Annotated in this window: 27 protein-coding genes and 1 tRNA gene; 15 read left to right on the top strand and 13 right to left on the bottom strand. The window is 72.5% G+C overall.

The annotated features are described in order from the left end of the window. The 9 genes from BIV04_RS08730 to BIV04_RS08690 form a co-directional block, all read left to right on the top strand. Positions 1–646, top strand: a 646-nt coding sequence (locus tag BIV04_RS08730; RefSeq protein WP_083396304.1) for a hypothetical protein, incomplete at its 5' end; no start/stop codon positions are given. Further along, positions 643–1,146 carry a hypothetical protein gene (locus tag BIV04_RS08725; protein WP_055976126.1) on the top strand — a complete coding sequence of 168 codons (504 nt, stop codon included), beginning with the start codon at positions 643–645 and terminating at the stop codon, positions 1,144–1,146. The genes BIV04_RS08730 and BIV04_RS08725, both read left to right, overlap by 4 nt. 166 nt (positions 1,147–1,312) lie before the next feature. Continuing rightward, positions 1,313–1,383, top strand: a tRNA-Gly gene (locus tag BIV04_RS08720). Positions 1,384–1,423: 40 nt separating this feature from the next. Beyond that, positions 1,424–1,798, top strand: coding sequence for a PH domain-containing protein (locus BIV04_RS08715; RefSeq protein ID WP_054145075.1), 375 nt, complete (start codon positions 1,424–1,426; stop codon positions 1,796–1,798). A 293-nt stretch (positions 1,799–2,091) separates the two neighbouring features. Beyond that, complete coding sequence (locus BIV04_RS08710) at positions 2,092–2,427, top strand: hypothetical protein (protein ID WP_071255862.1); 336 nt, start codon at positions 2,092–2,094, stop codon at positions 2,425–2,427. 1 nt (position 2,428) lies between these two features. After that, on the top strand, positions 2,429–3,025 hold the full coding sequence (locus BIV04_RS08705) for a hypothetical protein (RefSeq protein ID WP_071255861.1): 597 nt from the start codon (positions 2,429–2,431) through the stop codon (positions 3,023–3,025). Further along, on the top strand, positions 3,022–3,333 hold the full coding sequence (locus BIV04_RS08700) for a hypothetical protein (protein ID WP_071255860.1): 312 nt from the start codon (positions 3,022–3,024) through the stop codon (positions 3,331–3,333). Before BIV04_RS08705 ends, BIV04_RS08700 begins: the two co-directional genes overlap by 4 nt. Positions 3,334–3,459: 126 nt before the next feature. After that, a complete protein-coding gene (locus BIV04_RS08695) occupies positions 3,460–3,915 on the top strand; it encodes an Hsp20/alpha crystallin family protein (RefSeq protein ID WP_071255858.1) in 456 nt (151 codons plus the stop codon). A gap of 313 nt (positions 3,916–4,228) precedes the next feature. Beyond that, positions 4,229–4,684: an SRPBCC family protein gene (locus BIV04_RS08690; protein ID WP_071255857.1), complete on the top strand. Its 456-nt coding sequence runs from the start codon at positions 4,229–4,231 to the stop codon at positions 4,682–4,684. A gap of 73 nt (positions 4,685–4,757) precedes the next feature. Here the strand turns inward: BIV04_RS08690 and glsA are convergent, their stop codons facing one another. Further along, complete coding sequence (glsA, locus tag BIV04_RS08685) at positions 4,758–5,696, bottom strand: glutaminase A (RefSeq protein ID WP_071255855.1); 939 nt, start codon at positions 5,694–5,696, stop codon at positions 4,758–4,760. A 200-nt stretch (positions 5,697–5,896) separates the two neighbouring features. Here glsA and BIV04_RS08680 point away from each other — a divergent pair, with 200 nt between their 5' ends. After that, on the top strand, positions 5,897–6,181 hold the full coding sequence (locus tag BIV04_RS08680; RefSeq protein WP_071255853.1) for a hypothetical protein: 285 nt from the start codon (positions 5,897–5,899) through the stop codon (positions 6,179–6,181). Between the two features lie 46 nt (positions 6,182–6,227). Here the strand turns inward: BIV04_RS08680 and BIV04_RS08675 are convergent, their stop codons facing one another. From BIV04_RS08675 to BIV04_RS08645, 7 genes are all read right to left on the bottom strand, one after another. Continuing rightward, complete coding sequence (locus tag BIV04_RS08675; RefSeq protein ID WP_071255852.1) at positions 6,228–7,247, bottom strand: DUF418 domain-containing protein; 1,020 nt, start codon at positions 7,245–7,247, stop codon at positions 6,228–6,230. 80 nt (positions 7,248–7,327) lie between these two features. After that, complete coding sequence (locus BIV04_RS08670) at positions 7,328–8,413, bottom strand: ABC transporter ATP-binding protein (RefSeq protein ID WP_071255851.1); 1,086 nt, start codon at positions 8,411–8,413, stop codon at positions 7,328–7,330. Next, positions 8,410–9,279, bottom strand: a complete 870-nt coding sequence (locus tag BIV04_RS08665; protein WP_083396303.1) for an ABC transporter permease subunit — start codon at positions 9,277–9,279, stop codon at positions 8,410–8,412. The genes BIV04_RS08670 and BIV04_RS08665 overlap by 4 nt, the downstream gene beginning before the upstream one ends. Then, entirely contained in the window at positions 9,276–10,250 is a 975-nt protein-coding gene (locus tag BIV04_RS08660; protein ID WP_143048629.1) for an ABC transporter permease subunit, read from the bottom strand. The genes BIV04_RS08665 and BIV04_RS08660 overlap by 4 nt, the downstream gene beginning before the upstream one ends. Next, positions 10,250–11,386 (bottom strand): ABC transporter substrate-binding protein, encoded by a 1,137-nt coding sequence (locus tag BIV04_RS08655; RefSeq protein ID WP_071255849.1) that lies wholly within the window; start codon positions 11,384–11,386, stop codon positions 10,250–10,252. The genes BIV04_RS08660 and BIV04_RS08655 overlap by 1 nt, the downstream gene beginning before the upstream one ends. A gap of 275 nt (positions 11,387–11,661) precedes the next feature. Continuing rightward, positions 11,662–12,615, bottom strand: coding sequence for a class A beta-lactamase (gene bla / locus BIV04_RS08650; RefSeq protein WP_071255848.1), 954 nt, complete (start codon positions 12,613–12,615; stop codon positions 11,662–11,664). Between the two features lie 71 nt (positions 12,616–12,686). Continuing rightward, positions 12,687–13,166, bottom strand: a complete 480-nt coding sequence (locus tag BIV04_RS08645) for a hypothetical protein (protein ID WP_071255846.1) — start codon at positions 13,164–13,166, stop codon at positions 12,687–12,689. Between the two features lie 128 nt (positions 13,167–13,294). Between BIV04_RS08645 and BIV04_RS08640 the strand changes: the two genes are divergently transcribed. From BIV04_RS08640 to BIV04_RS08630, 3 genes are all read left to right on the top strand, one after another. After that, positions 13,295–14,290: an ABC transporter ATP-binding protein gene (locus BIV04_RS08640; RefSeq protein WP_177174796.1), complete on the top strand. Its 996-nt coding sequence runs from the start codon at positions 13,295–13,297 to the stop codon at positions 14,288–14,290. An 89-nt stretch (positions 14,291–14,379) separates the two neighbouring features. Then, complete coding sequence (locus tag BIV04_RS08635) at positions 14,380–15,354, top strand: iron-siderophore ABC transporter substrate-binding protein (RefSeq protein WP_255364230.1); 975 nt, start codon at positions 14,380–14,382, stop codon at positions 15,352–15,354. 8 nt (positions 15,355–15,362) lie between these two features. Next, on the top strand, positions 15,363–17,516 hold the full coding sequence (locus BIV04_RS08630) for an iron ABC transporter permease (RefSeq protein ID WP_143048628.1): 2,154 nt from the start codon (positions 15,363–15,365) through the stop codon (positions 17,514–17,516). 109 nt (positions 17,517–17,625) lie between these two features. Here the strand turns inward: BIV04_RS08630 and BIV04_RS16475 are convergent, their stop codons facing one another. The 3 genes from BIV04_RS16475 to BIV04_RS08615 form a co-directional block, all read right to left on the bottom strand. Then, positions 17,626–18,021: a DUF2809 domain-containing protein gene (locus BIV04_RS16475; protein WP_143048627.1), complete on the bottom strand. Its 396-nt coding sequence runs from the start codon at positions 18,019–18,021 to the stop codon at positions 17,626–17,628. Positions 18,022–18,473: 452 nt separating this feature from the next. Then, on the bottom strand, positions 18,474–20,087 hold the full coding sequence (locus BIV04_RS08620; RefSeq protein WP_083396300.1) for a GMC family oxidoreductase: 1,614 nt from the start codon (positions 20,085–20,087) through the stop codon (positions 18,474–18,476). Beyond that, positions 20,084–21,457 (bottom strand): alpha/beta hydrolase, encoded by a 1,374-nt coding sequence (locus BIV04_RS08615; protein ID WP_083396299.1) that lies wholly within the window; start codon positions 21,455–21,457, stop codon positions 20,084–20,086. The genes BIV04_RS08620 and BIV04_RS08615 overlap by 4 nt, the downstream gene beginning before the upstream one ends. Positions 21,458–21,697: 240 nt before the next feature. Here BIV04_RS08615 and BIV04_RS17115 point away from each other — a divergent pair, with 240 nt between their 5' ends. Then, positions 21,698–21,850 (top strand): hypothetical protein, encoded by a 153-nt coding sequence (locus BIV04_RS17115; RefSeq protein ID WP_156155479.1) that lies wholly within the window; start codon positions 21,698–21,700, stop codon positions 21,848–21,850. 20 nt (positions 21,851–21,870) lie between these two features. Further along, a complete protein-coding gene (locus tag BIV04_RS08610; protein ID WP_071255845.1) occupies positions 21,871–22,215 on the top strand; it encodes a ribonuclease E inhibitor RraB in 345 nt (114 codons plus the stop codon). Positions 22,216–22,320: 105 nt separating this feature from the next. Here BIV04_RS08610 and BIV04_RS08605 read toward each other — a convergent pair whose 3' ends face one another. Beyond that, entirely contained in the window at positions 22,321–23,154 is an 834-nt protein-coding gene (locus BIV04_RS08605) for an SDR family NAD(P)-dependent oxidoreductase (protein ID WP_071255844.1), read from the bottom strand. 42 nt (positions 23,155–23,196) lie between these two features. Beyond that, a complete protein-coding gene (locus tag BIV04_RS08600; RefSeq protein WP_218141841.1) occupies positions 23,197–24,018 on the bottom strand; it encodes an ABC transporter ATP-binding protein in 822 nt (273 codons plus the stop codon). Positions 24,019–24,042 lie beyond the last annotated feature (24 nt).

Raw genomic sequence — 24,042 nt, 5'->3', positions numbered from 1 at the left:
GGCGGGCGCTCCCGTCGAGGTCGAACCGGCGCCCGACGGGCCCGTCGAGGCCGACCCGGAGTCCGACGAGCCCGTCGAGGGTGCCGACGACGGCGTCTCGCCCGAACGCCTCGTCGACTACCTCGACGCCGGTCGGCAGCCGTACGACCCCGAGATCGAGGAGTCGCCCGAGGCCCGGGCCCAGCTCGCGGCCCTCGAGCGCCTGCGGGCGATGGGGGCTCGACTGCTCGAGTCCGACGCCGCAGCGACCCCCGCCCCCGACCCGAGCTGGATCTCGGGCGTGATGGACCGCGTGCGCCTCGAGTCGCGGGCCGGACGGCAGATCCCGCTCGCCTCGATCGACGAGCGTTCCACCCTGCACATCACCGAGGGTGCCGTGCGGGCACTCATCCGCGAGGCCGGCGACGGCGTCGAGGGCGCCATGGTCATCTCGTGCACGATCCACGGGGACGTCAGCGTGCCCGGGGCCCTCGTCCGGGTCGAGGTCGTCGTCAGCGGCCTGTTCGGCGAACCCCTGCCGGCCCTCGCCGAGGCGGTGAAGGCGGCCGTGTCGTCGAGCCTCTCCCGTCAGACCGAACTGACCCTCGAGAGCGTGGACGTCGTCGTGGACGACGTCCACCTGCAGAGCGAAGGAGGCGCGGCATGAGCGACGAGGACGGCCTGCGGGCCCCCATCAGCCCGGCCGACCTGTCCCTGCTCGCCGCGGAGCTCGGCGAGATCGCCGCATCGGTCGACGGCGTCGTGCACGTCCGGGCACGGCCCGGCTTCGGCAGCGTCGTGCGGTCGGCCCTGCAGGGGCTGAGCACCGTCGTGGGGGGCGGAGGGGTCGTGGGCTCCACCGTGCAGAGCGACGACTCGGTCGCGGCCGAGGCGGGTGCGTCGGCGGCGTCCGACGTCCCCGACGCCGAGCGCGCCGACCCGGCCTCCGCCGAGGCCGCCGCCCCCGGGCGACCCGTGCCGCTCGTCGGCATCGCCGTGGCCGACCTCGAGACCCGCATCACCCTCGACATCGCGGTCGACGAGAGCGGCTCCGGGCCGCTCGTGGCCCGTGCGGTCGCCCAGGCGTTGCTCGACCGGGTGAGCGGGGAGCCCGTTCCGCCGGCCTCGGTCGACCTGCGCATCGTCTCGGTCGCGACCGGGGCCTGAGCGCGCCTCCTGGCGGTGCTGCGTGGAGTCGTACCGCCTGCTGAACGTCGCACCGTCGACTTCGGCGGTGCGACGTCCGTCCGGCGGTGCCACACGCTCGGCAGGGCACAGGGAGCACCGGAGGCGCGGGCCGCTATAGTGGTCTGACGCGCCCTCGAGGCGCCGCGCGAGTGTAGTTCAATGGTAGAACTTCAGCTTCCCAAGCTGATAGCGCGGGTTCGATTCCCGTCACTCGCTCCGACTGTGGCTTCGGCACCTACTTCGGTAGGGTCGCCGCATGATTGACTTTTCCTCAAGCTCAGTTTTCAAACTGAGCCACATCGACCCCGCCGAGATCCAGCCGCAGATCGCAGGGCTGCTGCTCGAGGGGGAGGCCTTGCTCGTCGCCGCCAAGACGGTCCGAGATTTCGTCGTCTTTACGGACAAGCGCATCATCGCGGTCAATGTCCAGGGCATCACCGGCAAGAAGCGGGACTTCAGCTCTCTTCCTTACTCGAAGGTGCAGGCCTTCTCTGTCGAGACGGCAGGAACGCTGGACCTCGACGCCGAACTCGAGTTGTGGTTCAGCGGTCTGGGCAAGGTCCGATTCGAGTTCCGGGGGTCGTTCGACGTCACCTATCTCGGACGCCTCATCGCCAGCAAGATCCTCTGACGAAGTGACGGGCAGCTCGGTTCGCGAACGCTTCGACCCCGCAATGATCCAGGCTGAACTCACCTGGGGCGACAGGCACATGATGCGCGGACCCATTGCCCCCGCTGTCGGTCAATCGGGGGGTGGGGTGCAGATCCTGCTTCCCACCAGCGTGCAGGAACTCTCGAACATCGGCCTTTTCGTCGAGGTCACAAGGAATGGGGCGTCCGCGAAGAGAACGAACTCGCCTTCACGGAGCGCCGGCACAAGGGTGACTCACCCCATGCGGCGACGACCGCCGAGGGGCCCAGGGCATGACGACGCTCGAGGCCACGCTCGCCACGATCGAGGCCGAAGGGCTCGACAGGTTCGCCTACGTGATCGGAGACGATCACGCCAGTTCGGCGGACGCCCTGGTCCTGACCCGACGAGACGGCGTTTGGACCTCGTTCTCGACCAACGAACGTGCCGGTGTCGAGAAGACCAGCGTTCGCACGTACGAGGAACTCTCCGACGCTCTGGACGACTTCCTGCGTCTCATGAGGCTGAGGGCTGACGAGGACGCACTCATGTCGCGCATCAGGGAGAAGAACAGGCTCGCCCACGAGACGTGGCGCGCGTCACAAGACGACCGACCGGGGAGGGCATGACATGGCCACGATCGAGTCGGTGCACGCCGTCATGGCGGCAGAGGGACTCCACGACCTGGGACACGTCATCGACGGTGACCACGCGAACAGGACGGACTGCCTCGTCGTCACAAGACGCGACGATGCCTGGGTGACCTTCTCCGCCGACGAGCGCGCGGCTGTCGTCGACGGGAGCGTGCGGACCTACCCGAGCGAGTCCGAGGCCCTGGAGGACTTCCTCGTCCTGCTCCGGCTGAAGAAGCTCCTCCGCGACCTGCAACGGGAGCGCGACCTCGAGCGCGTCGAACGTGCGTCGATGACCGACCTCGAGTCGCTGCCTGCGCAGATGGAGGCGGAGGGCTTGGTCCGCGTCCGTGTCGCTCTCGGTGACGTGTACCTCAGGCGCCCGGACTGTCTCGCCGTGGCGCGACGAGACGGTGTGTGGAGCACTTTCTACATCGACGAACGAGCGGCCGTGGAGAAACGGAGCCTGCATGCGTTCCCCGACGAGGTCTCGGCCGTGGCCGACTTCCTCGACCGCCTGAGGTCCCAGCATCGCAAGCTCGAGATCCAGGACGAACTCCGAGACCGACGCCGCCGATCAGGAGAACCGTCATGACGATGGTCGCGCGCACCCTGGCCGCCCTCCGAACCCAGGTCGACGCCGGCGGACTCGGCCACCTGAACGCCGTCATCGGGGACGCGACGACGGGGAAGCCCTTCGCGCTCGTCCTCGCTCGACGGGACGAGGTGTGGAGCACCTACTTCCTCGACGAGCGAGGTCTCGTCGAGGAACAGAGCGTCCGCACCTACGACGACGTCGAAGCAGCCGCAGCCGACTTCCTCCGGTTGCTGCGCAACCTGGCCCGCATCGAGGAGATCGACGCCCAACTGGCCGCCCGCCGGCAGGCGCAGCGTCCTCAGTGATCTCTCGGCAGCGTTCAAGCTGCGTTTGAGGTACGAAACGCTGGTCAGAGGTACATTCGTGTCGTCAACGAGCCGGGGCCACCTGGTCCCGGGTCACACCGATCAACCGAAAGGGGACTCTTCATCATGGCCATGTCTTTCGATCCTTTCACCGAGCTCGACCGTCTCACCGGCGCCCTCACGGGCATGCGACAGGGGCCCAGGGTCATGCCGGTCGACCTCTACCGCGACGGCGACCGCTACGTGCTCAACGCCGACATGCCGGGCATCGATCCGGGGTCGGTCGACGTCGACGTCGACGGTCAGTTGCTGACCATCCGGGCCAACCGCACTCCCGACACCCGCGACGGCGTCAAGTGGCTCGCGCAAGAGCGGCCGCACGGCTCGTACCTCCGCCAGTTCAGCGTGGGTGAGGGCATCGACTCGAGTCGCATCACGGCCCACTACGACAACGGCGTGTTGTCACTCGTCATCCCGGTCAGCGAGAGGGCGAAGCCGCGCAAGATCGAGGTCGTCTCGGGCCAGGCGCACGAGACCGTCGACGCGATCGACGCATCACCGGCCCGCGACACGGCGAGCTGACCCTCTCGGCGCTTACGCCGTCGACCCCGACCACGCGGTCGAGCCCAGCCACGCCGTCGACCCCGACCACCCCGTCACGATCCGTCGTGGCGGGGTGGTCCCGTTCCGGCGACACCACCGCTGGACCGCTCCACCCCTCCGCGGCCGGCACGCGAGTACTGTGCGGTCCCGCGGTGGGCGGCGTCACCCGTCACCTGACCGTTGCCTCCGCACGTGGGCGAAGCCGACCCGCGCCTCCTACCGTTCACCGCAGGGCACGACGCCGACTCGGCGCCGCCCACGATTCCTGAACACCGTCAGCAAGGAGTGCACAATGGCACAGGCCATCGAGACCATCGACGTCAACGTTCCCGTCAGCGTCGCCTACAACCAGTGGACCCAGTTCGAGGAGTTCCCGAAGTTCCTCGACGAGGTCGAGTCGATCACCCAGACCACGCCCACCCTCACGGTGTGGAAGGTCAAGGTCGGGCCGGTCGAGAAGACCTTCGAAGCCGAGATCACCGAGCAGCACCCCGACGAGCGCGTCGCCTGGAACAGCACGGGCGGCGAGGTCGACCACGCCGGCGTCATCACGTTCCACAAGCTGAGCGACGACGTGACGCGCCTCACGGTGCAGATCGACTGGACCCCCGAGGGCTTCCTCGAGAAGATCGGCAACACGCTCGGCGCGGACAACCACGCCATCAAGAAGGACCTCAAGAACTTCAAGGAGTTCATCGAGCGCGAGGGCAACGTCGACGGCGCCTGGCGCGGAGACGTCCAGGCCTGAGCCCGGGCTCGTACCCGTCGAGGCCCCCGGTCGGCTCCTGTTCCCAGGATGCCCACCGGGGGCCTCGACCGTGTCAGCCGCGGAAGCCGAACGAGTGCAGGTCGTGTTCCTCGCTCAACCGGCGGCTCAGCTCGGCACCACGAACGCTCGTCCCCTGTTCGTCGATCGGCGGGCTGAACACGGCCGCCCCGAGCCTGTTCGGCGCCGACAGGACGATCGCGCCCGAGACGCTCGACTTCGCCGGCACCCCGACGCCACGCATCCAACGGCCCGACCCGTCGTAGACGCCGCAGGTCGCCATGACCGACACCACGTCGCGGGCGACGCGGGCGTCGACGACCTGCACGCCCGTCACCGGGTTGCGGCCGCCGAACGCGAGCGTCGCGCCCATGACGGCCAGGGCCTCGGTGTCGACGAGCACCGAGCAGGCCCGGGCGTAGAGCGCGACCGCGTCGTCGGCCGAGCGGTCGAGCGTGCCCTCCGACCGCATCAGGTGCGCCAGCGCGTGGTTGCGGTCGCCGTGCAGCTGTTCGGACTCGCTGACCTCGCGGTCGTAGTCGAGCTCGCGCCCCGCGAAGCCTCCGAGACCCGCCAGGATGCGCGCCGTGCGCTCGTCGCAGGTGTCGCCGTCGACCAGGTTGGCCGTGAGCAGGGCTCCGGCGTTGACCATCGGGTTCGGCGGTCGCCCGGTGCCGCCCTCGAGCTTGATCGCGTCGAACGCCTCGCCGGTCGGCTCGATGCCGACCGCGTCGAGCGCCGCTCCGCCGGTGTCGGCGAGGGCGAGCGCGAAGAGGAACGGCTTGACCGCCGACTGGATCGAGAACGCGTGACCCGAGTCGCCGGCCGCGACCACCTCGCCGGTGGGCCGCACCACGGCCACCCCGAACAGCTCCGGGTCGGCCTCGGCGAGCTGGGGGATGCTGTCGTCCACCGCGCCTCCTCGGGTCGACAGGACGGAGGCGCGCAGGGCCTCGAGGGACGCGGCGTCGGACGACGGGGTGGGGGACGGCATCGCTCCACCCTGACAGGCGGGGGGCCGTGCGTCCGGGCTCGTGCCGGGTCGCCCACGAAAGGACGGGGTACGGGACGGGGTACGCGCCGGGGGACGGGAAGCACGCGATGTTCTCGGCGTCAACCCCGCGCGTTGTCAGGTCGCGTGTCTAGCGTGCACCTCGTCGGACCGCATCGGGGCGGGCCGCGAGAGAGGCGACGATGCTCATCGAGGGTGGCAGTGGCCGGTCGGGGACGACCTGGCCCGGGCGGGGCCCCCTGGCGAGCGCGCTCGACCTGAGGCTCGACGTGGTCGGGCGCGGCCGGTGGCGCGTCGTCGACGTGCGCCGGTCGGAGCGAGGTGCCCTCGTGGTCCTCGGAACGGTCGCCCAGACGGAGGCGGGCTACGAGCTCACCCTCGTCGCAGCCCCCGGGCGTCGCTGGTGGTGCACCGACCTCTCGAGTGCTCTCGACACCGTCGTGCGCGCCTCGTGGAGCCTCCGCTAGTCGTCTCGGTGGCCGAGTGGTCCCGAGGAGGCGCGGGTCGCGTCGGTCAGGACGCCCGGCGCACCAGCGCGGCCGGCCGCCACCAGGTGACGCTCCGCCAGGCCCACTCGACCGGTCCGTAGACGAACCGGGCGAGCCAGAGGCGACTGAGCACGGACTGCACGGCGATCAGGGCGACGCTGATGGCCAGCCCCGGCACGACGCTGGCCATGTGCCCGAAGTCGACCACGAGCGCGAGGCCGGCCACGACGATCGCCGCGACGACGTAGTTGGTCAGCGCCATGCGCCCGAGCGGCTCGAACACGGCCGCGATGGCACGGCGGGCGGGGGTGCGCCAGAGCAGCGCGAGAGCGGTGGCGTAGGCGACGGCCATGACCAGCCCGGCGATGCTGCCCGGCGTCGAGAAACGCGGGTCGCCCGGGGCCGTGGCCTGCCACAGCAGGGCCGGCACCGTGAGCACCGCGGCCCCGGCGAAGACCAGGGCGACGCCGCGCCCGGCCGACTCGAGCACGCGGGGCAGGCCGGAGGCCGCGGCGCCCGCACCGAGCAGCATGAGGCCGGGGGTCGAGGCCAGACCGCCACCGGTCAGGGCGTAGGCCGCGACGGTCAGTGCGGCACCGAGGGCCAGGGTCGCCCAGCGCGGTGCGAAGACGACGATCGGCAGCATGACGAGGCCGACGACGCCGTACTCGAGGAGCACGTTGCCGGGGTAGACGAGCATGAGCAGCCCGCCGATCGCGACGAGCCCGACCAGGCGGCGCACCATGACGAGCCCGGGGCGGGGCGAGCGCGACCGGGCGCCGGCGAGCACGAACCAGAGGCTCATGCCGAAGAGGAACACGAAGATCGGCACGAACCGGGTCTGCACCGTGACGGTCAGCAGATCGCGCACCGGGTCGTCGACCGGGCGAGCGGACTCGATCGCCAGGTCGATGCCGAGGCGGGTGATGTCGAGCGTGTTGACCAGCAGGATGCCGAACAGTGCGAAGCCGCGCAGCGAGTCGACGAACCTCCAGCGGGTGCCGGGGGTGGGTGGGGAGTCGACGGCGGGCGCAGCGGAAGTCATGTGCCCAGTCAAGACGACCCGCGCCTCCTGGTCATCCCTCGCGGTGATGGCCCGCATCCACCTGAAGTATCAGATGTGGGTCAGGAGGCGCGGGTCGTCACGGCCACGCGGGCGGGCGTGAACGAGACGCGCACCGACGACCCCGGCTCGCGTCGTTCGTCGGCCCGGTGGTCGAGCACCAGCAGGGTCTCGCGGTCCACGCGCACGCGGGTGCGGCACACGGCCCCCAGGAACGACACCGACTCGACGACGCCCGCGAGTCCGCCCTGCTCGACGAACGACACGTCCTCGGGGCGCACGTAGGCCCAGACCGGTCCCTCGGCCGGCGTGCCCACGACCGGCACCTCGGGGCAGCCCGCGAGTCGCACGAGAGCGCCGATGACCTCGCCGGACACCCGGTTGCTCGTCCCGACGAACTCGGCGACGAACGCCGTCGCGGGGGCCGAGTAGAGCTCTTCCGGGGTGCCCACCTGCTCGATCGACCCGGCGCGCATGACGGCGACGCGGTCGGCCACGGCCAGGGCCTCCTCCTGGTCGTGGGTGACGAACAGGGTCGTGATCGACAGCTCGCGCTGGATGCGGCGGATCTCGTCCCGCAGTTGCACCCGCACCTTCGCGTCGAGGGCGCTGAGCGGCTCGTCGAGCAGCAGCACCCGCGGTCGCGTGACCAGCGCCCGGGCCAGGGCGACGCGCTGCTGCTGGCCGCCCGAGAGCTGGTGCGCGTAGCGCTCGCCGAGGTCGCCGAGCCCGACCAGGTCGAGCATCTCGCCCGCCCGGGCGGCCCGGGCGGCCTTGTCGACGCGACGCATGCGCAGCCCGAACTCGACGTTCTGCCGCACGGTCAGGTGGGGGAACAGCGAGTACGCCTGGAACACCATGCCGACGTCGCGACGGTGCGTCGGGACGCCGACCACGTCGCGGCCGTCGATCGTGATGCGGCCGCCCGTGACGTCCTCGAGCCCGGCGAGGCTGCGCAGTGCGGTGGTCTTGCCACAGCCCGACGGGCCCAGCACGGCGACGAGCTCGCCGGGCTGCAGCTCGAGGTCGAGCCCGGTCAGGGCCCGGTGCCCGGCGAACTGCTTCGTGACGTCGTGGAACGCCACGGCGGCACCCGCACCGGCGACGGTCGGACTCGTGACGGAGGGGCGGGGGAGCGTGGCGGTCACGAGAGGGCCTTTCGGGTGGGGATCGGACGGGCGGCCCCGAGGGCTCCGACCCGGCCGATCACGAGCAGCAGCACGAAGGCGAAGGCCAGCGAGATCAGAGCGAGGATCACGGCGGCGTAGGGGTCGGAACGCGACACCTGCACCAGGGCGGTCTGCAGGTTCACGCGGTTGAGCAGCGAGGCGATGGTGAACTCTCCGAGCACGACGGCCACGGTGATGAACGCCGCCGCGAGCAGGCCCCGGCGCAGGCTCGGCACGACCACGAGGGCCATCGTGCGCGGCCAGCTCGAGCCGAGCGTGCGCGCGGCCTCGGTCAGCGTGCGGAGGTCGGTGGCCGCCAGGTCGGACTGCACCGCCCGGTAGGCGTAGGGCAGCACCGTGACGCCGTACGCGAGCGCGAGCGTCCAGGCGCCCGAGCCGACCACCCGCGAGACGACCGAGTAGACCGGCGCGAGGCCGACCACGAGCACGATCGCCGGCACCGTGATCGGCACGAGGCAGACGAACTCCAGCGGCCGCACGAGGCGCGGGTAGCGGAGGTGCACGAGCACCATCGCCGGCACCAGCAGCACGAGCACGAGCAGTGCCGCGACGACGGCGAGCAGCAGCGAGTTCGTGACTCCTTCGACGAGGTTGCGGTACATCCGCTCGTTCTCGGGGTCGACGATCGCCAGCCAGTGGTTCAGGTCGTGGCCCGTGCCGTCGGCGCTGCGCAGCGAGAACGCGACCATCGCCGCGATCGGCACCGCGAAGAGGGCTCCCACGACGACCAGGGCGGTGCGGCGCGCGACCGTGCCCGCGCCTCCTGCGCTCGTCGACCGCGGAGCGCTCGTCGCCCGCGTCAGGTCCGTCGTCCGGGCGCTCATCGCTGCCACCGCTCGGTGCGGCGCTGCAGCAGCGAATAGCCGGTCATCAGCACGGCCATGACGACGACCATGCCGAGCGCGAGCGCGCCGGCGACGTTCTCGCGGCCGAGCACGGTCTCGCTGATCAGGGCGGCGCGGATCTGCAGCGGCACGATCTGTGCGCCCTGGCTGATCAGGGCGGCGGCGGTCGCGTACGACGAGAAGGCGTTGGCGAAGAGCAGCAGCAGGCTGCCGACGAACGCCGGGGTGAGCACCGGGACGACCACGCGGACGAGGTGCTGCCACCGGGTGCCGCCGAGCGTGGCGACGGCCTCGCTCCACTGCGGGCGGAGGCCGCTGACGGCGGGCATGAAGGTGATCACCATGAGGGGCACCTGGAAGTACAGGTAGGGCAGCAGCAGCCCGGGCACCTGGTAGAACCACACCCCGTCGGCGTAGAGGTCGACGCCGGCGACGTCGATCAGCAGCCGCGTGACGACGCCCTGGATGCCGATCGTCGCGATGAACGCGAACGCCAGCATGACGCCGCCGAACTGGGCGAGCACGCTCGACGCGGCGTCGATCGCGTTGCGGACGGCTCCGTCGGGGCGGAGAGAGGTGAGGCCCCAGCAGACGACGGCTCCGACGACGGCCCCGGCCACCGCCGTGACGGCCGAGACGGCCGCCGAGCTGGCGAAGGCCCGCACGATCAGCGGGTCGCCGAGTGCGGCGAGGTTGTCGAGCGTGGGGGCGCCGTCACCGTCGACGAAGCCCGTTCCGAGCGCGAGCAGGCACGGCACGATCAGGAAGAGGAGCACCCAGACGGCGAACGGGGTCAGCCCCCACCACGCCGCCGGACGGCGCCGACCCTGCGAGGGGCCGACGCCGTCGGAGGACGAGGAGGCGCGGGTCGACGGGTCGCCGCCGTCCCCCTCGTGTGCCGACCGCACGTCGGCGGTCGTGTCCGCCGCGCGGGTCGACGTGGTCACCATCAGCCGATCGCCGTGGCCCAGGTGTCGGCCAGGACCTTCGAGGCGGCCTCGGTCTGCTCGGCCGTGAACTGCACGGTGTCGGCGGGCTGCTCGCCGACCTTCTCGAGGGCGTCCTGGTCGACGGTGCCGGCCTCGGTCATCGCCGCGAGGCGCACGGGGTAGGCGCCGGCCGCGAGGTACAGGTTCTGCGCGTCGTCGCTCATGACGTACTCCTGCCACAGGCGGGCCGCGGCGGGGTGCGGTGCGTCGACGTTGATCGCCTGGTTGTAGTAGCTGCCGAGGGCGGTGCCGGGCAGCACGGCCGTCTTCCAGTCGCGTCCGCCGGCGTCGGCCGCGGCGGCCAGGTTGTTGTAGCTCCAGTCGAAGACGACCGGGGTCTCGCCCGAGGCGATGGTCGCCGGGGTCGGGTCGGTGGGCAGGAAGTTGCCCGCGTCGGCCAGCTTCGAGAAGTAGTCCACGCCCGTGCTGACGTCGTCGGCGCTGCCGCCGGACTGCAGCGCGGCCCACTCGACGGCCGCGGCGGCGGCACCGGCCTGGGTCGGGTCGCCGTTGATCGCGACCTTGCCCTTGTAGTCGCCGCCGAGCAGGTCGTCGAGGCTCTCGGGGGCGGGCACGGCGTCGGCGTCGTAGCCGACCGACATCAGGCCGGTGTAGTCGTAGACCCACTTGCCGTCGGCGTCCTTGTGGTCGTCGGCGATGTCGTCCCAGGTCGAGACCTTGTACGGCGCGAACTGGTCGAGGTTGTCGAGTGTCACGGCCGAGCCGAGGTCGAAGACGTCGGGGGCGGTGTCCTGCCCCTTCAGGTTCTGGGCGGCGGTGATCTCCTCGGCGCTCGAGATGTCGGGGCTGTCCGAGTTGACGGTGATGTCGTACTTCTTCTCGAACCCGTCGATGATCTTCCCGTAGTTCGCCCAGGTGTCGGGCAGGGCGATGACGTTGAGCTCGCCCTCGGCCTGGGCGGCGCTGACAAGGGCGTCCATGCCGCCGAAGGCCTCGGCGCTGGTGGCGGTGGCGGCGTCGGTGCCGTTCGCCGCGCCTCCTGCACTGTCGGCGTCGGCGCTCGCCGAGCAGCCGGTCAGGGCGAGGGCGGCGATGCTGAGGGTCGCTGCCGAGACGAGCAGGCGCTTGTCGATCATGCGGTGTGGGTCCTTCGGGGTGCGGGGCCGGGGTTCGCCTCGATGAGGTGAGGGCGACGGGGGACCGGGCGGCCCGCTGGGCACGCTAAGGAGGCGCGGCGACGTCCCGGGGGAGGCCGCGTGAACGCGGGGCGAACAGGTGGTGGCGGGGTGTGCGGCCGGGGTCGTCACCGCGCTGATGGTCGGCGACGAGTGGGCAGAAGATGCTGCTCGTCACCGCGGGAAGAGCATCTTCTGCCCACTCGACGGGGAAGGAGGGGGCGGGGCTGGCCGGGTCAGCGGGCGGCGGCCACGGTGGTGAGGGCGATGCGGGCGGCTTCGGCGACGAGGGCGTCGTCGTACTTCGCGGCGGGGTCGTTGCGCGTGGTGAGCACCGAGATCACCACCGGGTCGCCCGACGGGGGGACCACGATCGCGACGTCGTTGCGGATGCCGCCCGCGCCTCCTGACTTGTCGGCGACCTGCCAGCCGTCGGGAGCGCCGGCGCGGATCAGGGTGTCGCCGGTCGCGTTGCCCGACATCCACTCGAGCAGGGTGGCGCGGTCGTCGGCGGCGAGCCAGTTGCCGTCCGAGATGCGGGCGAGGGTGGCGGTGAAGGCGGCGGGCGTGGTCGTGTCGGCCGTGCTGCCCGGGGTGAGGGTGTTGAGCTCGGGCTCGCTGTGGACGACGTCGGACACGTCGTCGCCCTGCGCGGCGAGGGCGGCGTCGAGCCCGGTCGGGCCGCCGAGCTCGGCGAGCACGAGGTTCAGCGCCGTGTTGTCGCTCTGCCGCACGGCCGCCTCGGCGAGCTGCCGCAGGGGGAGCCCGTCGGCGACGTGCTGACCGGTCAGCGGCGAGTAGCCGGCGACGTCGACCTCGGACTGGGTCCAGGTGACCACGCGGTCGAGGTCGGCGTCGTCGGTCGCGTCGAGCAGGGCCGCCGCGGCGAAGGCCTTGAGGCTCGACGCGTAGCCGAAGCGCTCGTCGGCGCGGTGGTCGAGGGTCGCGCCCGAGCCGGTGTCGAGCACGCTCAGCCCGATCCGTGCGTCGTACCGGGTCTCGAGGTCGGCCAGTGCGGCCTCGACCTCGGGGGTCCCGAGGTCGGGCGCGGCGATCGGGCTGGGCAGGGGGACCGGGGTGGCGGTCGTGCTCGGGGCGGGGGTCGACGCCCCGGGGGTCGAGCAGGCGGCCAGGCCGAGGCCCAGCGTGGCGGCGATCGCGAGGGAGGCCGAGAGGGCGCGGGAGGGCATGCGGCTCGTTTCGTCGTCGGGCGGAGGAGCGGTCACCACGATAGGCGAGACCTCCGTCGGCCCCGCGGGCGTCACGACACGACGGGGTGTCCCTCCACACCTTCCGAGCGGTGGTGCTTCCAGTGCCGGTGCAGCCGGAGCAGCGCCCTGGTCGGCTCGGCCGACACCAGCGGCGCGAACGGCCCCGACACCCAGAACGCCGTCAGGGGAGTGGCGCGCCAGGGTAGACGAGGGCTCGTCCAGGCGATCCAGGGCAGGGTGCCCACCGATTCCGGCCCGGGCATCCGGCGGATGGCGTCGAGCGGGATGCGTCGGTTGCGGAAGAGTCCTCGGACCACGAACGCTCGTGGCTCACACAGGACGCCGAGCGAGAGCGCACGCACGACGAGGACCGCACCCCCGACGAGGCCGCCTGAGACGATGCCGACCACGATGCCGATGTCCGCCGGGCCCTCGTATCCCCCCGGGCCCGCGACGATCCCGAGGGCGGCGACGAGGGCTCCGAGGAGGGTGCTGCTGTAGCGGACGAAACGCGAGGCGGGGACGAGCACCGCTGAATGCTCTCCGATCGACCGTCTTTTCCGGAAGCCCCGCTCCGGGGGTATCAGGAGGCGCGGGTCGGCTCGACGTCGAGAGGCCGGGTTGCGGCACCGGGGTGAGGTTAGGCTAACCTAAGCGCGTGACCACCGACCTGCCCCTCGCGGCCACCGCATCCTCCTCGGCCGCCCTTCGCGCCGACGACGTCTCGGTCGCCTACGACGGCGTCGACGTCGTCCGCGGGGCCCGCCTCGAGCTGCGGCCCGGCTGCGTCACCGCCCTCGTCGGCCCGAACGGCAGCGGCAAGTCGACCCTGCTGCGCACCCTGGCCCGACTGCAGAAGCCGCGCACGGGCTCGCTGACCCTCGCCGCGCCTCCTCGTGGCGACGACCGGGCCGGCGAGTGGGCGGAAGATGCTGCTCCCGGTCCGGCGAAGGACACTTTCCGCCCACTCGACCCGGCAAGCGGCGGCCCGAGCCACGGCCACGGCCACGGCCACGACCAGAGCCAGGGCGAGGGCGTCGACGGGTTCGAGCTGTCGCTGCGACAGTTCGCTCGGCGCGTCGCGCTGCTGACGCAGGGGCGCCCGACCCCCGGCGGCCTCAGCGTGCGCGACGTCGTCGAGTTCGGCCGCTACCCGCACCGCGGCCGTTGGGGGCGTTCCGACCCCGACGGCCCCGCCGCCGTCGACCGGGCACTCGAGCTCACCGGCGTGGCCGACCTCGCCGACCGCGGCGTCGATCAGCTCTCGGGCGGCCAGCTGCAGCGGGTCTGGCTCGCCAGCTGCCTCGCGCAGGACACCGGGGTGCTGCTGCTCGACGAACCCACCACGTACCTCGACCTGCGCTACCAGGTCGAACTGCTCGACCTGGTGCGCGACCTGGCCGACTCGGGCCGCATCGCGGTCGGAGTCGTCCTGCACGACCTCGACCAGGCCGCCGCGCTCGCCGACCGCATCGTCGTGCTCAGCGAGGGCCGCATCGTCGCCGAGGGCGACCCCGGGGACGTGCTGACACCGCGCCTCCTGACCGACGTCTGGGGCATCCGCATCGACGTCGACACCGACCCCACCACCGGCCACCTGCGCACCCGCGCGATCGGCCGACACCACACCCGGGCCGACACGCCCGTCCGATGAGAGAGACACCACCCGTGACCCAGCGCCTTCTGACGACGCCCCGCCACACCCCGACCTCCGGCGGGTCCGCCCGCCGCCCCGCGCGACGACTGCTGACGGTCACCGCCGTCGCCGCCGCCGCGGCCCTGACCCTCGCCGGCTGCGGCACCACCGAGTCGGCCGACGCCGGCTCGACCTCGGGCAGCGGCGAGCAGATCACCCTGACCGACGGCACCGGGGCCGAGATCACCCTCGACGGCCCGGCGACCAAGGTCGTCGGCACCGAGTGGAACGTCGTCGAGGACCTCGTCGCCCTCGGCGTCGAGCCCGTGGGCGTCGCCGACGTCAAGGGTTACAACGAGTGGGACGCGGCCGTGCCGCTGACCAACGAGCCGAAGGACATCGGCACCCGCGGCGAACCGAGCCTCGACACGGTCGCGTCGCTCGCGCCCGACCTGATCGTCGCGACCGACGGGCTGAGCGCCGAGGCCGTGGAGCAGCTGAAGGAGATCGCTCCCGTGCTGCAGGTCACCTCGGCCGACGCCTCGCGCCAGATCGAGCACAGCATGGACAACCTCGACCTCATCGCCAAGGCGACCGGCACCGAGGACAAGGCGACCGAGGTGAAGAAGGAGTTCACCGACGCCGTCGAGTCGGGCAAGCAGGCCCTCGCCGACGCCGGACTCGCCGGCACGCCGTTCGCCTTCGCCGACGGGTACGTCGACGCCGGCCAGGTCAGCATCCGGCCCTACGCCAAGGGCTCGCTCGTCGCCGACGTCACCGAAGAGCTGGGCCTGACGAACGCCTGGACCGTCGAGGGCGACGAGGCGTACGGCCTCGCCACGACCGACGTCGAGGGCCTCACGCAGCTGCCCGCCGACGTGCAGTTCCTCTACATCGACAACACGGCCGCCGGCGCCGACGACCCGTTCGCGGTGTCGCTCGCCTCGAACGCCGTCTGGACGTCGCTGCCGTTCGTGCAGTCCGGTGACGTGCACCGCCTCGACGACGGCATCTGGATGTTCGGTGGCCCCGCCGCGATGACCGCCTACGTCGACTCGCTGGTGTCGACCCTGACGAAGTAACCGGCACCATGAGCACGACCGTCACGCCCACCGACCCCGCGCCGTCCCGGCTCGACGAGCCCGCCCCCGGGCCCGACGAGCGGGCGCTCCGCGCGGCACGAGCCCGGGAGGCGCGGCTCGCCGCCCCCCGTCGGCTCACGCTCGGGTCGGTGGGCGTGACGGTCGCGCTGGTCGCCGTCGTCGTGGTGCTCGCCCTCGTGGACGTCACGCAGGGCACCGCCGACGTCGGCGCCCGTCAGGTCTGGCAGGCATTGACCGGCACCGCGACGGCCGGCGACGCGTCCGTGGTCGTGGCCTCGCGCCTCCCGCGGATGGTCGCCGGCCTGCTGGTCGGCGTCGCCCTCGGCGCCGCCGGTGCGGCCCTGCAGCAGATGAGCCGCAACGTGCTCGCCTCGCCCGACACCCTCGCCGTGAACGCCGGGGCCTACGTCGCGCTCGCGCTCGCCGCCGTCACCGGGCTGAGCCTGCCCCTGCTCGCGTCGTCCGGCGTCGCCTTCGTCGGTGGGCTGCTCGCCGCGGGGCTCGTGCTCGCCGTGTCCGGGCTGGGAGCGGGCACCGTGCGGCTCGTGCTCGCCGGCAGCGCCCTCGCCCTCGGCCTCGCCTCGGTGACGAGTGCCCTCCTGCTGCTCTTCCCGCAGCAGACCGCCGGGCTGTACGCCTGGGGCCAGGGCAGCATCTCGCAGAACGGCTTCGACGGCGTCGTGCAGCTCGCCCCCGTCATCGTCGTCGGGCTGCTGGTGCTCGTCGCGATGAACCTCCGCGTGGACGCCCTCGCCCTCGGGGACGACACCGCCCGCAGCGTCGGCGTCGACGTCCGCACCACCCGCGTGGTGACCGTCCTCGCGGCCGTGCTGCTCTCGGCCGCCGCCGTCACCCTCGCGGGGCCGATCGGCTTCGTCGGCCTCTGCGCCCCCGCCCTCGTCCGACTGCTGCGTCGGGCCGTGCCCGCCGTCCGTCGCTTCCTCGTCTTCCTGCCCCTCGCGGCCCTGGCCGGTGCCGCCCTCGTGCTCGGCGCCGACGTGCTGCTGCGCGCCCTGGTCGGTGCCGAGACGTCGGTCCAGGTGCCCACCGGCGTGGTGACCTCGCTGCTCGGGGCGGTCGTGCTCGTCGTGCTGGCCTTCCGGGCCCGCGACCACGGCGGCGTCACCCCGACCGACCGGCACCCCGTGGTCTCGCGCCTGCGCTTCGTGGTGGTCGTCGCGGTCGTGCTCGTCGCCCTCGTCGCCGTCGTCCTCGGCTCGGTGCTGCTGGGCGACGCCAAGCTGCTGCTCGGCGACGTCGCCAACTGGGTGGCCGGCCGGTCCGGCCGCGTCGTCACCTACGTCCTCGACACGCGCGTGCCGCGGGTCGCGGCCGCCCTCGCGGCGGGCGCGGCGTTGGCGCTCGCCGGCACGCTCGTGCAGGCCGTCACCCGCAACCCGCTCGCCGAGCCGGGCATCCTCGGCGTGACGGGCGGAGCCGGCCTCGGGGCCGTGCTGCTCGTCACCACCGTGCCGCTCGCGACGGGTTGGGGCATCGCGGGTGGGGCGTTCGCGGGAGCCGTCGCGGCGGCCGTGGTCGTGTTCGGCCTCGCCTCACGCGGCGGGTTCCCCCAGAACCGTCTCGTGCTGATCGGCATCGGCGTCTCGACGGCGACGGCGGCCGCGATCAGCCTGCTGATCGTCCTGACCGACCCGTTCAACGGCGCGAAGGCGCTGACCTGGTTGTCCGGTTCGACCTACGGCCGCACGACGGACGACACGCTGCCGGTGTCGCTGGTGCTCGTGGCCGCTCTCGTCGTGGTCGTGCTGCTGCGTCGTCGCCTCGACCTGCTCGGGGTGGACGACGACACCCCGCGCCTCCTCGGGGTCTCCCTCTCGCAGTCGCGACTGGTCTTCCTGTCGCTGGCGGTGCTGCTCACGGCGACGGCCGTGGCCGCCGTCGGCGTGGTCGGATTCGTCGGGCTCGTCGCCCCGCACGCCGCGCGTTCGCTGGTCGGACGGCGGCACGCGCGGGTGCTGCCCGTGGCCGTGCTCCTCGGCGCGGTGCTGGTCTGCGCCGCCGACGTGCTCGGCCGCACCCTGATCGCCCCGGCGCAGCTCGGCGCCGGCCTGCTGACCGCCGTCATCGGCACGCCGTACTTCGTCTGGCTGCTCTGGCACGGGCGGGCCTCCGCGAGCTGACGCCCCGGCGCCGGCTCTCGCGCCGGTCGAGTGGGCAGAAGACGTCCCTCGCGTCTCGACGAAGGACCCTTCTCGCCCACTCGACCCGCGCCTCCCGGGGGTGCGGAGGTCAGGAGGCGCGGCGCAGGACCCCGAGCAGCACCAGTCCCGAGACGCCCCCGGCCAGGTACCCGAGCAGGTCGGTCGCCGCGAACGTCGAGCCGAGCACCCACGCCGCGGGCGGGAACGCGGCCGAGGCGGCGGCGGGCAGCCCGGTCAGCTGCAGCAGCTCGACCCCGACCGAGGCGACCGTGGCGACACCGGCCACGACGAGGGTGGGCAGGCGCGGGGCGACGAGCGCGAGCAGCAGGGCGAGCAGCACGGTGTAGAGCGCCGAGCCGAACAGGTCGCCGGTCAGCCCGGGCGCGAGCAGTTTCGCGGCGACGCCGAGCACGACCGTGAGCGTGACGGCCAGCAGCAGCGTCCGCCGCCCTGCAGCGTGGTCCACTCCGCGTGCGACTGACATGTCACATAGGCTAGTGGGCGGGGCCGGGCACCGCCGGGTCACGGCCCCGGGCAAGAGTGAAGCCCACGACCGCGGGAACGATCGTGGGCTTCGTTTGTCCTCCGAGTGGAAGACCAGGGATGCAAGCGATCCCGAGTTCACTACTCGGATGATTGTAATCCAGGTCCGCCTGGACTGCATCCCTGGCACCTTCCGCTCCTCGTGTTATCCGGCGCGCACACCAGGAGGTGATCCTCATGTCGAAAGACGCCGAGGGCCAGCCCAGGAAGACCGTGCCGTGGCTGCAGATCGCGACGATGTTCGTGACTGTGACGCGGCTCGCGCTCGACCTGTGGCGTAAGGGCTAGGAGAGGGCGCCCCCGTGGCCCTGCGTCACGGGGGCGTTCCTCACCGACGCGACCCGCGCCTCCTGGGCTCGGGGCTCAGGAGGCGCGGGTCGGGCCGGGGGGGGCTCAGGCCGCGTCGACGACGCGCGAGACGTCCGCGCCGACGCGCTCGCCGGCGACCGTGCCCGACAGCCCGGCGCTCGCCAGGAAACGGTCGGCGGTGCGCAGGCCGAGAGCCATGATCGTCAGCGCGGGGTTGGCGACGACGGCGCTCGGGAAGACCGAGTTGTCGGCGATCCAGAGGTTCGGCACGTCGAAGCTGCGTCCGTCGGGGTCGACCACGGCCGTCGCGGGGTCGGTGCCCATGCGGCAGGTGCCGATCGTGTGCGCCGTGCGAGCCAGAACGCGGATGTCGCGCCCGCCGGCCGCCTCGACGATGGCGGTCATCGTCTCGACGGCGTGGTCATCGATCGCCTTCTCGTTCTCGCCGGGCGTGAACGTGACGACGACCTTGGGCATGCCGAACTCGTCGACCTCGTCGGACAGCGTCAGCCGGTTCTGCTCGCTCGGCAAGCACTCGGCGTTGATGCCGACGCCCGCCATGAAGCGGTAGTCGTCGAGCGCCTTCACGAGGTCGGGGCCCCACAGGCCGGCGCCGCGGGCGAGCGTCGTGGCCAGCGTCAACGGCATCGCGCCGAGGCTCTGGATCAGGTAGCCGCCGACGAAGTCGACGCCCTCGGGCCGCATCGTGTCTTCGGTGATGATCGACGACGGGTAACCGCGGTAGCCGCGCATCTCGGTGTCGAAGGTGCCCCAGACCTGCGTGGCGCCGTGGGCCATGAAGTTGCGGCCGACCTGGTCGCTGCTGTTGGCGATGCCGGCGTGGAGCAGCAGGCGCGGGGTCTCGACACCGCCCGCGCAGAGGAAGAGCGCCGCGGTGCGCTGACGGTGCTCGACACCGTCGCGGACGTAGACGACGGCCGACACCTCGCCGGCCTCGTCGAGCTCGATGCCCGTGACCATCGACTCGGGGCGGATCTCGGCCCCGTTCGCGACGGCCATCGGCAGGTAGCTCGTGTCCATGCTGACCTTGGCGCCGCTGCGGCACCCCTGGTGGCAGCTGCCGCAGCCGACGCACGCCGGGCGGGTGCCGACGTGCTCCTGGCGCCAGTCACGGCTGACCAGGGCGGCCGGTGCGTCGGTCGCCCGGATGCCCAGGGCCTCGCAGCCGCGGATCATCATGTCGCTCGACGCGTTGCGCGCGGGCGGCGGCATCAGGTACGAACGCGACGGGTCCCACGGGTAGTCGGCCGGGCCGGAGACGCCGACGAAGTGCTCGACCTCTTCGATGTACTCGATCAGCTCGGCGTGGTCGACCGGCCAGTCCTCGCCCTTGCCGGTCAGCGACTTGAGCTTGAGGTCGCGCTCGTCGGGGCGGGGCGTGAACGCACCCCAGTGCAGGGTGGAACCGCCGACGCCCTTGCCGCTGTTGTTCTGGCCGAACGCGGTCGGGGTCTCGCCGCCGCTGAGGCGCTCGTCCATCCAGTTGATCTGGACGGCCTCGATCTCGTCCTGCGTGTACTCGTCGGGCTCGAAGTTGCGGCCCGCCTCGAGGGCGACGACCTTCAAGCCCTGCAGGGCGAGCTTCGCCAGGATCGGGGCGCCACCGGCGCCGGTGCCGATCACGACCGCGTCGACGACCTCGGACTCGTCGTAGGTGCGTTGCGCGTCGAGCTTCATCGGGTGACCTCCATGGCTGGTTCCCAGCCCTCTCGTTGGCCGGCGCCGAGCCGGCTGAATCCTTGCAGGGCGCGACCGGCACGGCCGTTCGCGAAACCGTCGAAGCCGATGCGTTCCATCGTCGCGGGGTGGGCGAGCCAGAGCTTGACCAGGTCGACGCGGCAGTCCTCGAACCACGCGGTCAGCTGCTCGGCCGAGAAGGCGTCCGTCGCGGGTGCCTCGCCCGCGACGATCGCCGTGATGCGCGCGTCCTGCTGCTCGGGCGTCAGGTCGCCGAGGTCGGCGAGGGCGTCGAGGCCCAGCGCGTAGGCCTCGGGGTCGCTCGGCAGGTCGGCGTTGCGCCAGCCGTCGCCGTAGCCGGCGGCGAGCTGCGCGTCGACGCGTGCGGCGAGGTCGATCGAGTGCGCGGGGTCGTCTTGCGGCACGACGCGGGCGGCGACGGCGCGCAGCGTCGTCAGCTGTGCCTCGGTCAGCACGTGCGGGGCATAGCGCGGGTCGTCGGCCACGGCGCGCTTCGCGAGGATGCCGCGCGTGTTCGACGCGGTGCGGCTCGACGCGACGACGCGCGCGAAGTCGTCCGACATCACCGGCGCCCGCCCGGCGTCGTCGCGCCAGAAGTCGACGATGGCCGAAGCGACCTCGGCCGGACGCTCGAGCGGCAGCAGGTGGCCGGCCCCGTCGAGGGTGAGATGCGTGGCGCGCGGGTAGACGGAGCCGTTGAGGCGACGCTGGGCGTCCTCGCCGAGCGGGCCGTCGGCCCCGCCGGCCACGATCAGGGCGGGCAGGTCGAGGCTGCCCACCTCGGCCGACCAGTCCTCGCGGCTGCCGCGGTCGAACCAGGCGGTCCACGCCTCGGGGGAGGTGCGGTGCAGGTCGGCGAGGGCCTGGTCGTCGAGCACCGCGGGCAACGGGGCGCCCACGTTGTCGTCGACGAAGGCGCGGGTCGTGTCGGTGTCGAGCGGGCCGTCGGCCGCCGCGGCGATCATCTGCTCGCGGTTCGCCTCGCTCATCGGCTCGGGCGACGGCGGGGACGCCGCGAGCAGCACGACCCCGGCGAGGCCGAAGAGCCCGCCCTGGCCGGCGAGCGTGCGTGCGGCGACGATCGAGGCGATCTTGCCGCCCATGCTGTGGCCGACGAGCAGCCAGCGGGTGGCGCCGTGTCGGCGGATCTGCCGGGTGACCTGGCGGACCATGTCGTCGACGGTCACGCCGTCGGCCGTGGTGGCGTCACCGAAGCCGGGCAGATCGAGGGCGACCACCTCGAAGTCGCCGCCGAGTGCGTCGGTGACGGGGCCGTACTCGAGGCGGCTCATGCCGAGGGCGTGCAGGCAGAACAGGGTCGGGCGGGTGGTGGTCGTGTCGCTGGTCACTCGGACTCCTCGGAGAAGACGTGGTGCCGGGCGACGTCCCCCGTCGTACCGGCGATCTCGACGCTACGTCCGGCCGCCGACATCGGGCCGAAAGAGGGCGTGCGGTCCGTGCCGGTGGTACGACTGTCTGCCCGCGGGCGGTGGTCGTGACGCTGGGAGGCGTACCCCGAGGAGGCGCGGGCGGCGGATGCTCAGGAGTCGCGCCTTGTGCGCGCCCCGCCCGCCCGGGAGGATGGGCGGATGGAAACCGTCATCATCGCCCTCATGGTCATCGGGTCGATCGTCGTCATCTTCGGCATCGTCTTCTTCCTGGTCGCGGCGGTGTTGCCCTCCCGTGCGCCGCGTGCCGACCGCCGCGGTCGCGGCGGACGCCCCGCCGCCCGCACCCGCTAGTCGGGGCCCGGGGCACGACGATGGACACGGGACTCGTCGTCCACCTCCAGCGCTGCGCGGCCCAGCTGGTGACCCGCCACGAGCTCCGCGACCGGTTCGACCTCGCACGGACGGTCACGCACTCCGCAGACTTCCCGCGCCGCGCGGCTGCCGAACGGGCGGCCGACGAACTACGCAGCTCGGGTTACGACGCCACGGTCACCCGGCACGGTCTGCTGGGGGCCGATCTGCGGGCCAGCCGTGAGGACGCGCTCGACGACGACCGCGCCGTGACCTTCACCCGCGAGGTGTTCGACGTCGTGCAGCGAGCCGGCGGTCGCTACGACGGCTGGAGTGCCGAGGTCATCGCCGAAGCCCAGGCCTGAGCCGGGTGCCCGGCCTGTGCCCCCGGGTCGAACCGCCGATGTGGTGTCGAACCGCCGATGTACGTGGTTCGACACCACATCGGTGGTTCGACATCGGCTCCCGCCCTACGGCACGATCGCGTCGACGTAGCCGCCGTCGACCCGCAGCGCCCCGCCCGTCGTCGCCGAGGCGAAGCGCGAGCTGAGGTAGACCACCATGTTGGCGATCTCCTCCGGCTCGATCAGTCGCTGGAGGAGCGACTGCGGCCGGTGCTTCAGCATGAACTCGTGCTGGGCCTCGTCCCAGGGCAGGTCGTCGCCGACCAGCTCGCGTACGAACTCCTCGACGCCACCCGTGTGCGTCGGCCCGGCGATGACGCTGTTGACCGTCACGCCCGAACCCGCCGCCGCCTTCGCGAACCCCCGCGACACCCCGAGCAGGGCCGTCTTCGACACCCCGTAGTGGATCATCTCGACCGGCGTCACGATCGCCGAGTCGCTCGCGATGTACTGCACCCGGCCCCAGCCGCGCTCCATCATGCCGGGCAGGTAGGCCCGCGTCAGCCGCACGGCCGAGAGCACGTTCGTCTCGAAGTAGCGGCGCCACTCGTCGTCGTCGATGCTCAGGGCGTCGGCCGAGCCGAAGACGCCGAGGTTGTTCACCAGCACGTCGACCTCGGGGAAGGCCCCGACCGCCGCCTGCGCGCCCGCCTCGGTGGCCAGGTCGGCGGCGAGCGTGACGACCCGCGCCTCCTGGGTGTCGGCGTCGAGGGCGGCGAAGTCGGCGTCGCTCGCCAACGATTCGAGGAGGCGCGCCCGGGCCGCCGCCGTGGTCTCGGTCGAGCGTCCGTTCACGATGACGCGGGCCCCGGCGGCGGCGAGCCCGCGGGCGATCGCGAAGCCGATGCCCTGGGTCGATCCGGTGACGAGTGCGGTGGTGCCGTCGAGTTCGATCTTCATGGGACCATCCTGCTCGCCGGCACCCCGGGTGCCTACCCGACCTCAGCGGCGGCGCGGCACGACCATGGGCGACCCGGTCACGGGGTCGGGCACGACGACGCAGGGCAGGTCGAACACGTCGGTCACGAGCTCTTCGGTCAGCACCTCGGCCGGGGTGCCCGTCGCCACCACGTCGCCGTCGGCCATCACGATCAGGTCGGTCGCGTACCGCGCGGCCTGGTTCAGGTCGTGCAGCACCGCGACCACGGTCGTGCCCTGCCCGTGCAGCCGGGCGAAGAGGTCGAGCAGATCGTACTGGTGGGCGATGTCGAGGTAGGTCGTCGGCTCGTCGAGCAGCAGCACCGGGGTCTGCTGCGCGAGCGCCATCGCCACCCACACGCGCTGGCGCTGTCCGCCCGACAGTTCGTCGACCGGCACGTCGACCAGCGCGGTGAGGTCGGTCTCGGCCAGGGCCGCGTCGACGGCCTCGCGGTCGGTGCCGGTCCACTGCCGGAAGAGCCCCTGGTGCGGGTAGCGGCCGCGCGCGACGAGTTCGGCGACCGTGATGCCGTCGGGTGCGGTCGAGGTCTGCGGCAGGAGGCCGACGATGCGGGCCACCTCTTTCGCCGGCACGCCCGCGAGCTCGCGTCCGTCGAGCAGGACCGACCCCGACCGGGGCTTCAGGAGGCGCGCGAAGGCCCTCAGCAGGGTCGACTTCCCGCAGGCGTTCGGCCCGACGATGACCGTGAACGAGCCGTCGCGCACGTCGGCGTCGACGGCCTCGCTCACCGTGCGACGGTCGTAGGCGAGGTGCGCTCCGCGGGCGACGAGGCGGGAGGAGCGGGTCCCGTCGGAGGCGCGGGCGGCGTCGGTCGCACCGGTCACGTCGGTCGCGTCGGTCGCACCGGT

Source organism: Frigoribacterium sp. MCBA15_019 (assembly GCF_001864945.1).
GTDB lineage: Bacteria > Actinomycetota > Actinomycetes > Actinomycetales > Microbacteriaceae > Frigoribacterium.
Note: the sequence above shows the minus strand (reverse complement) of the source record. Positions and strands in the feature narration are given on the sequence as shown.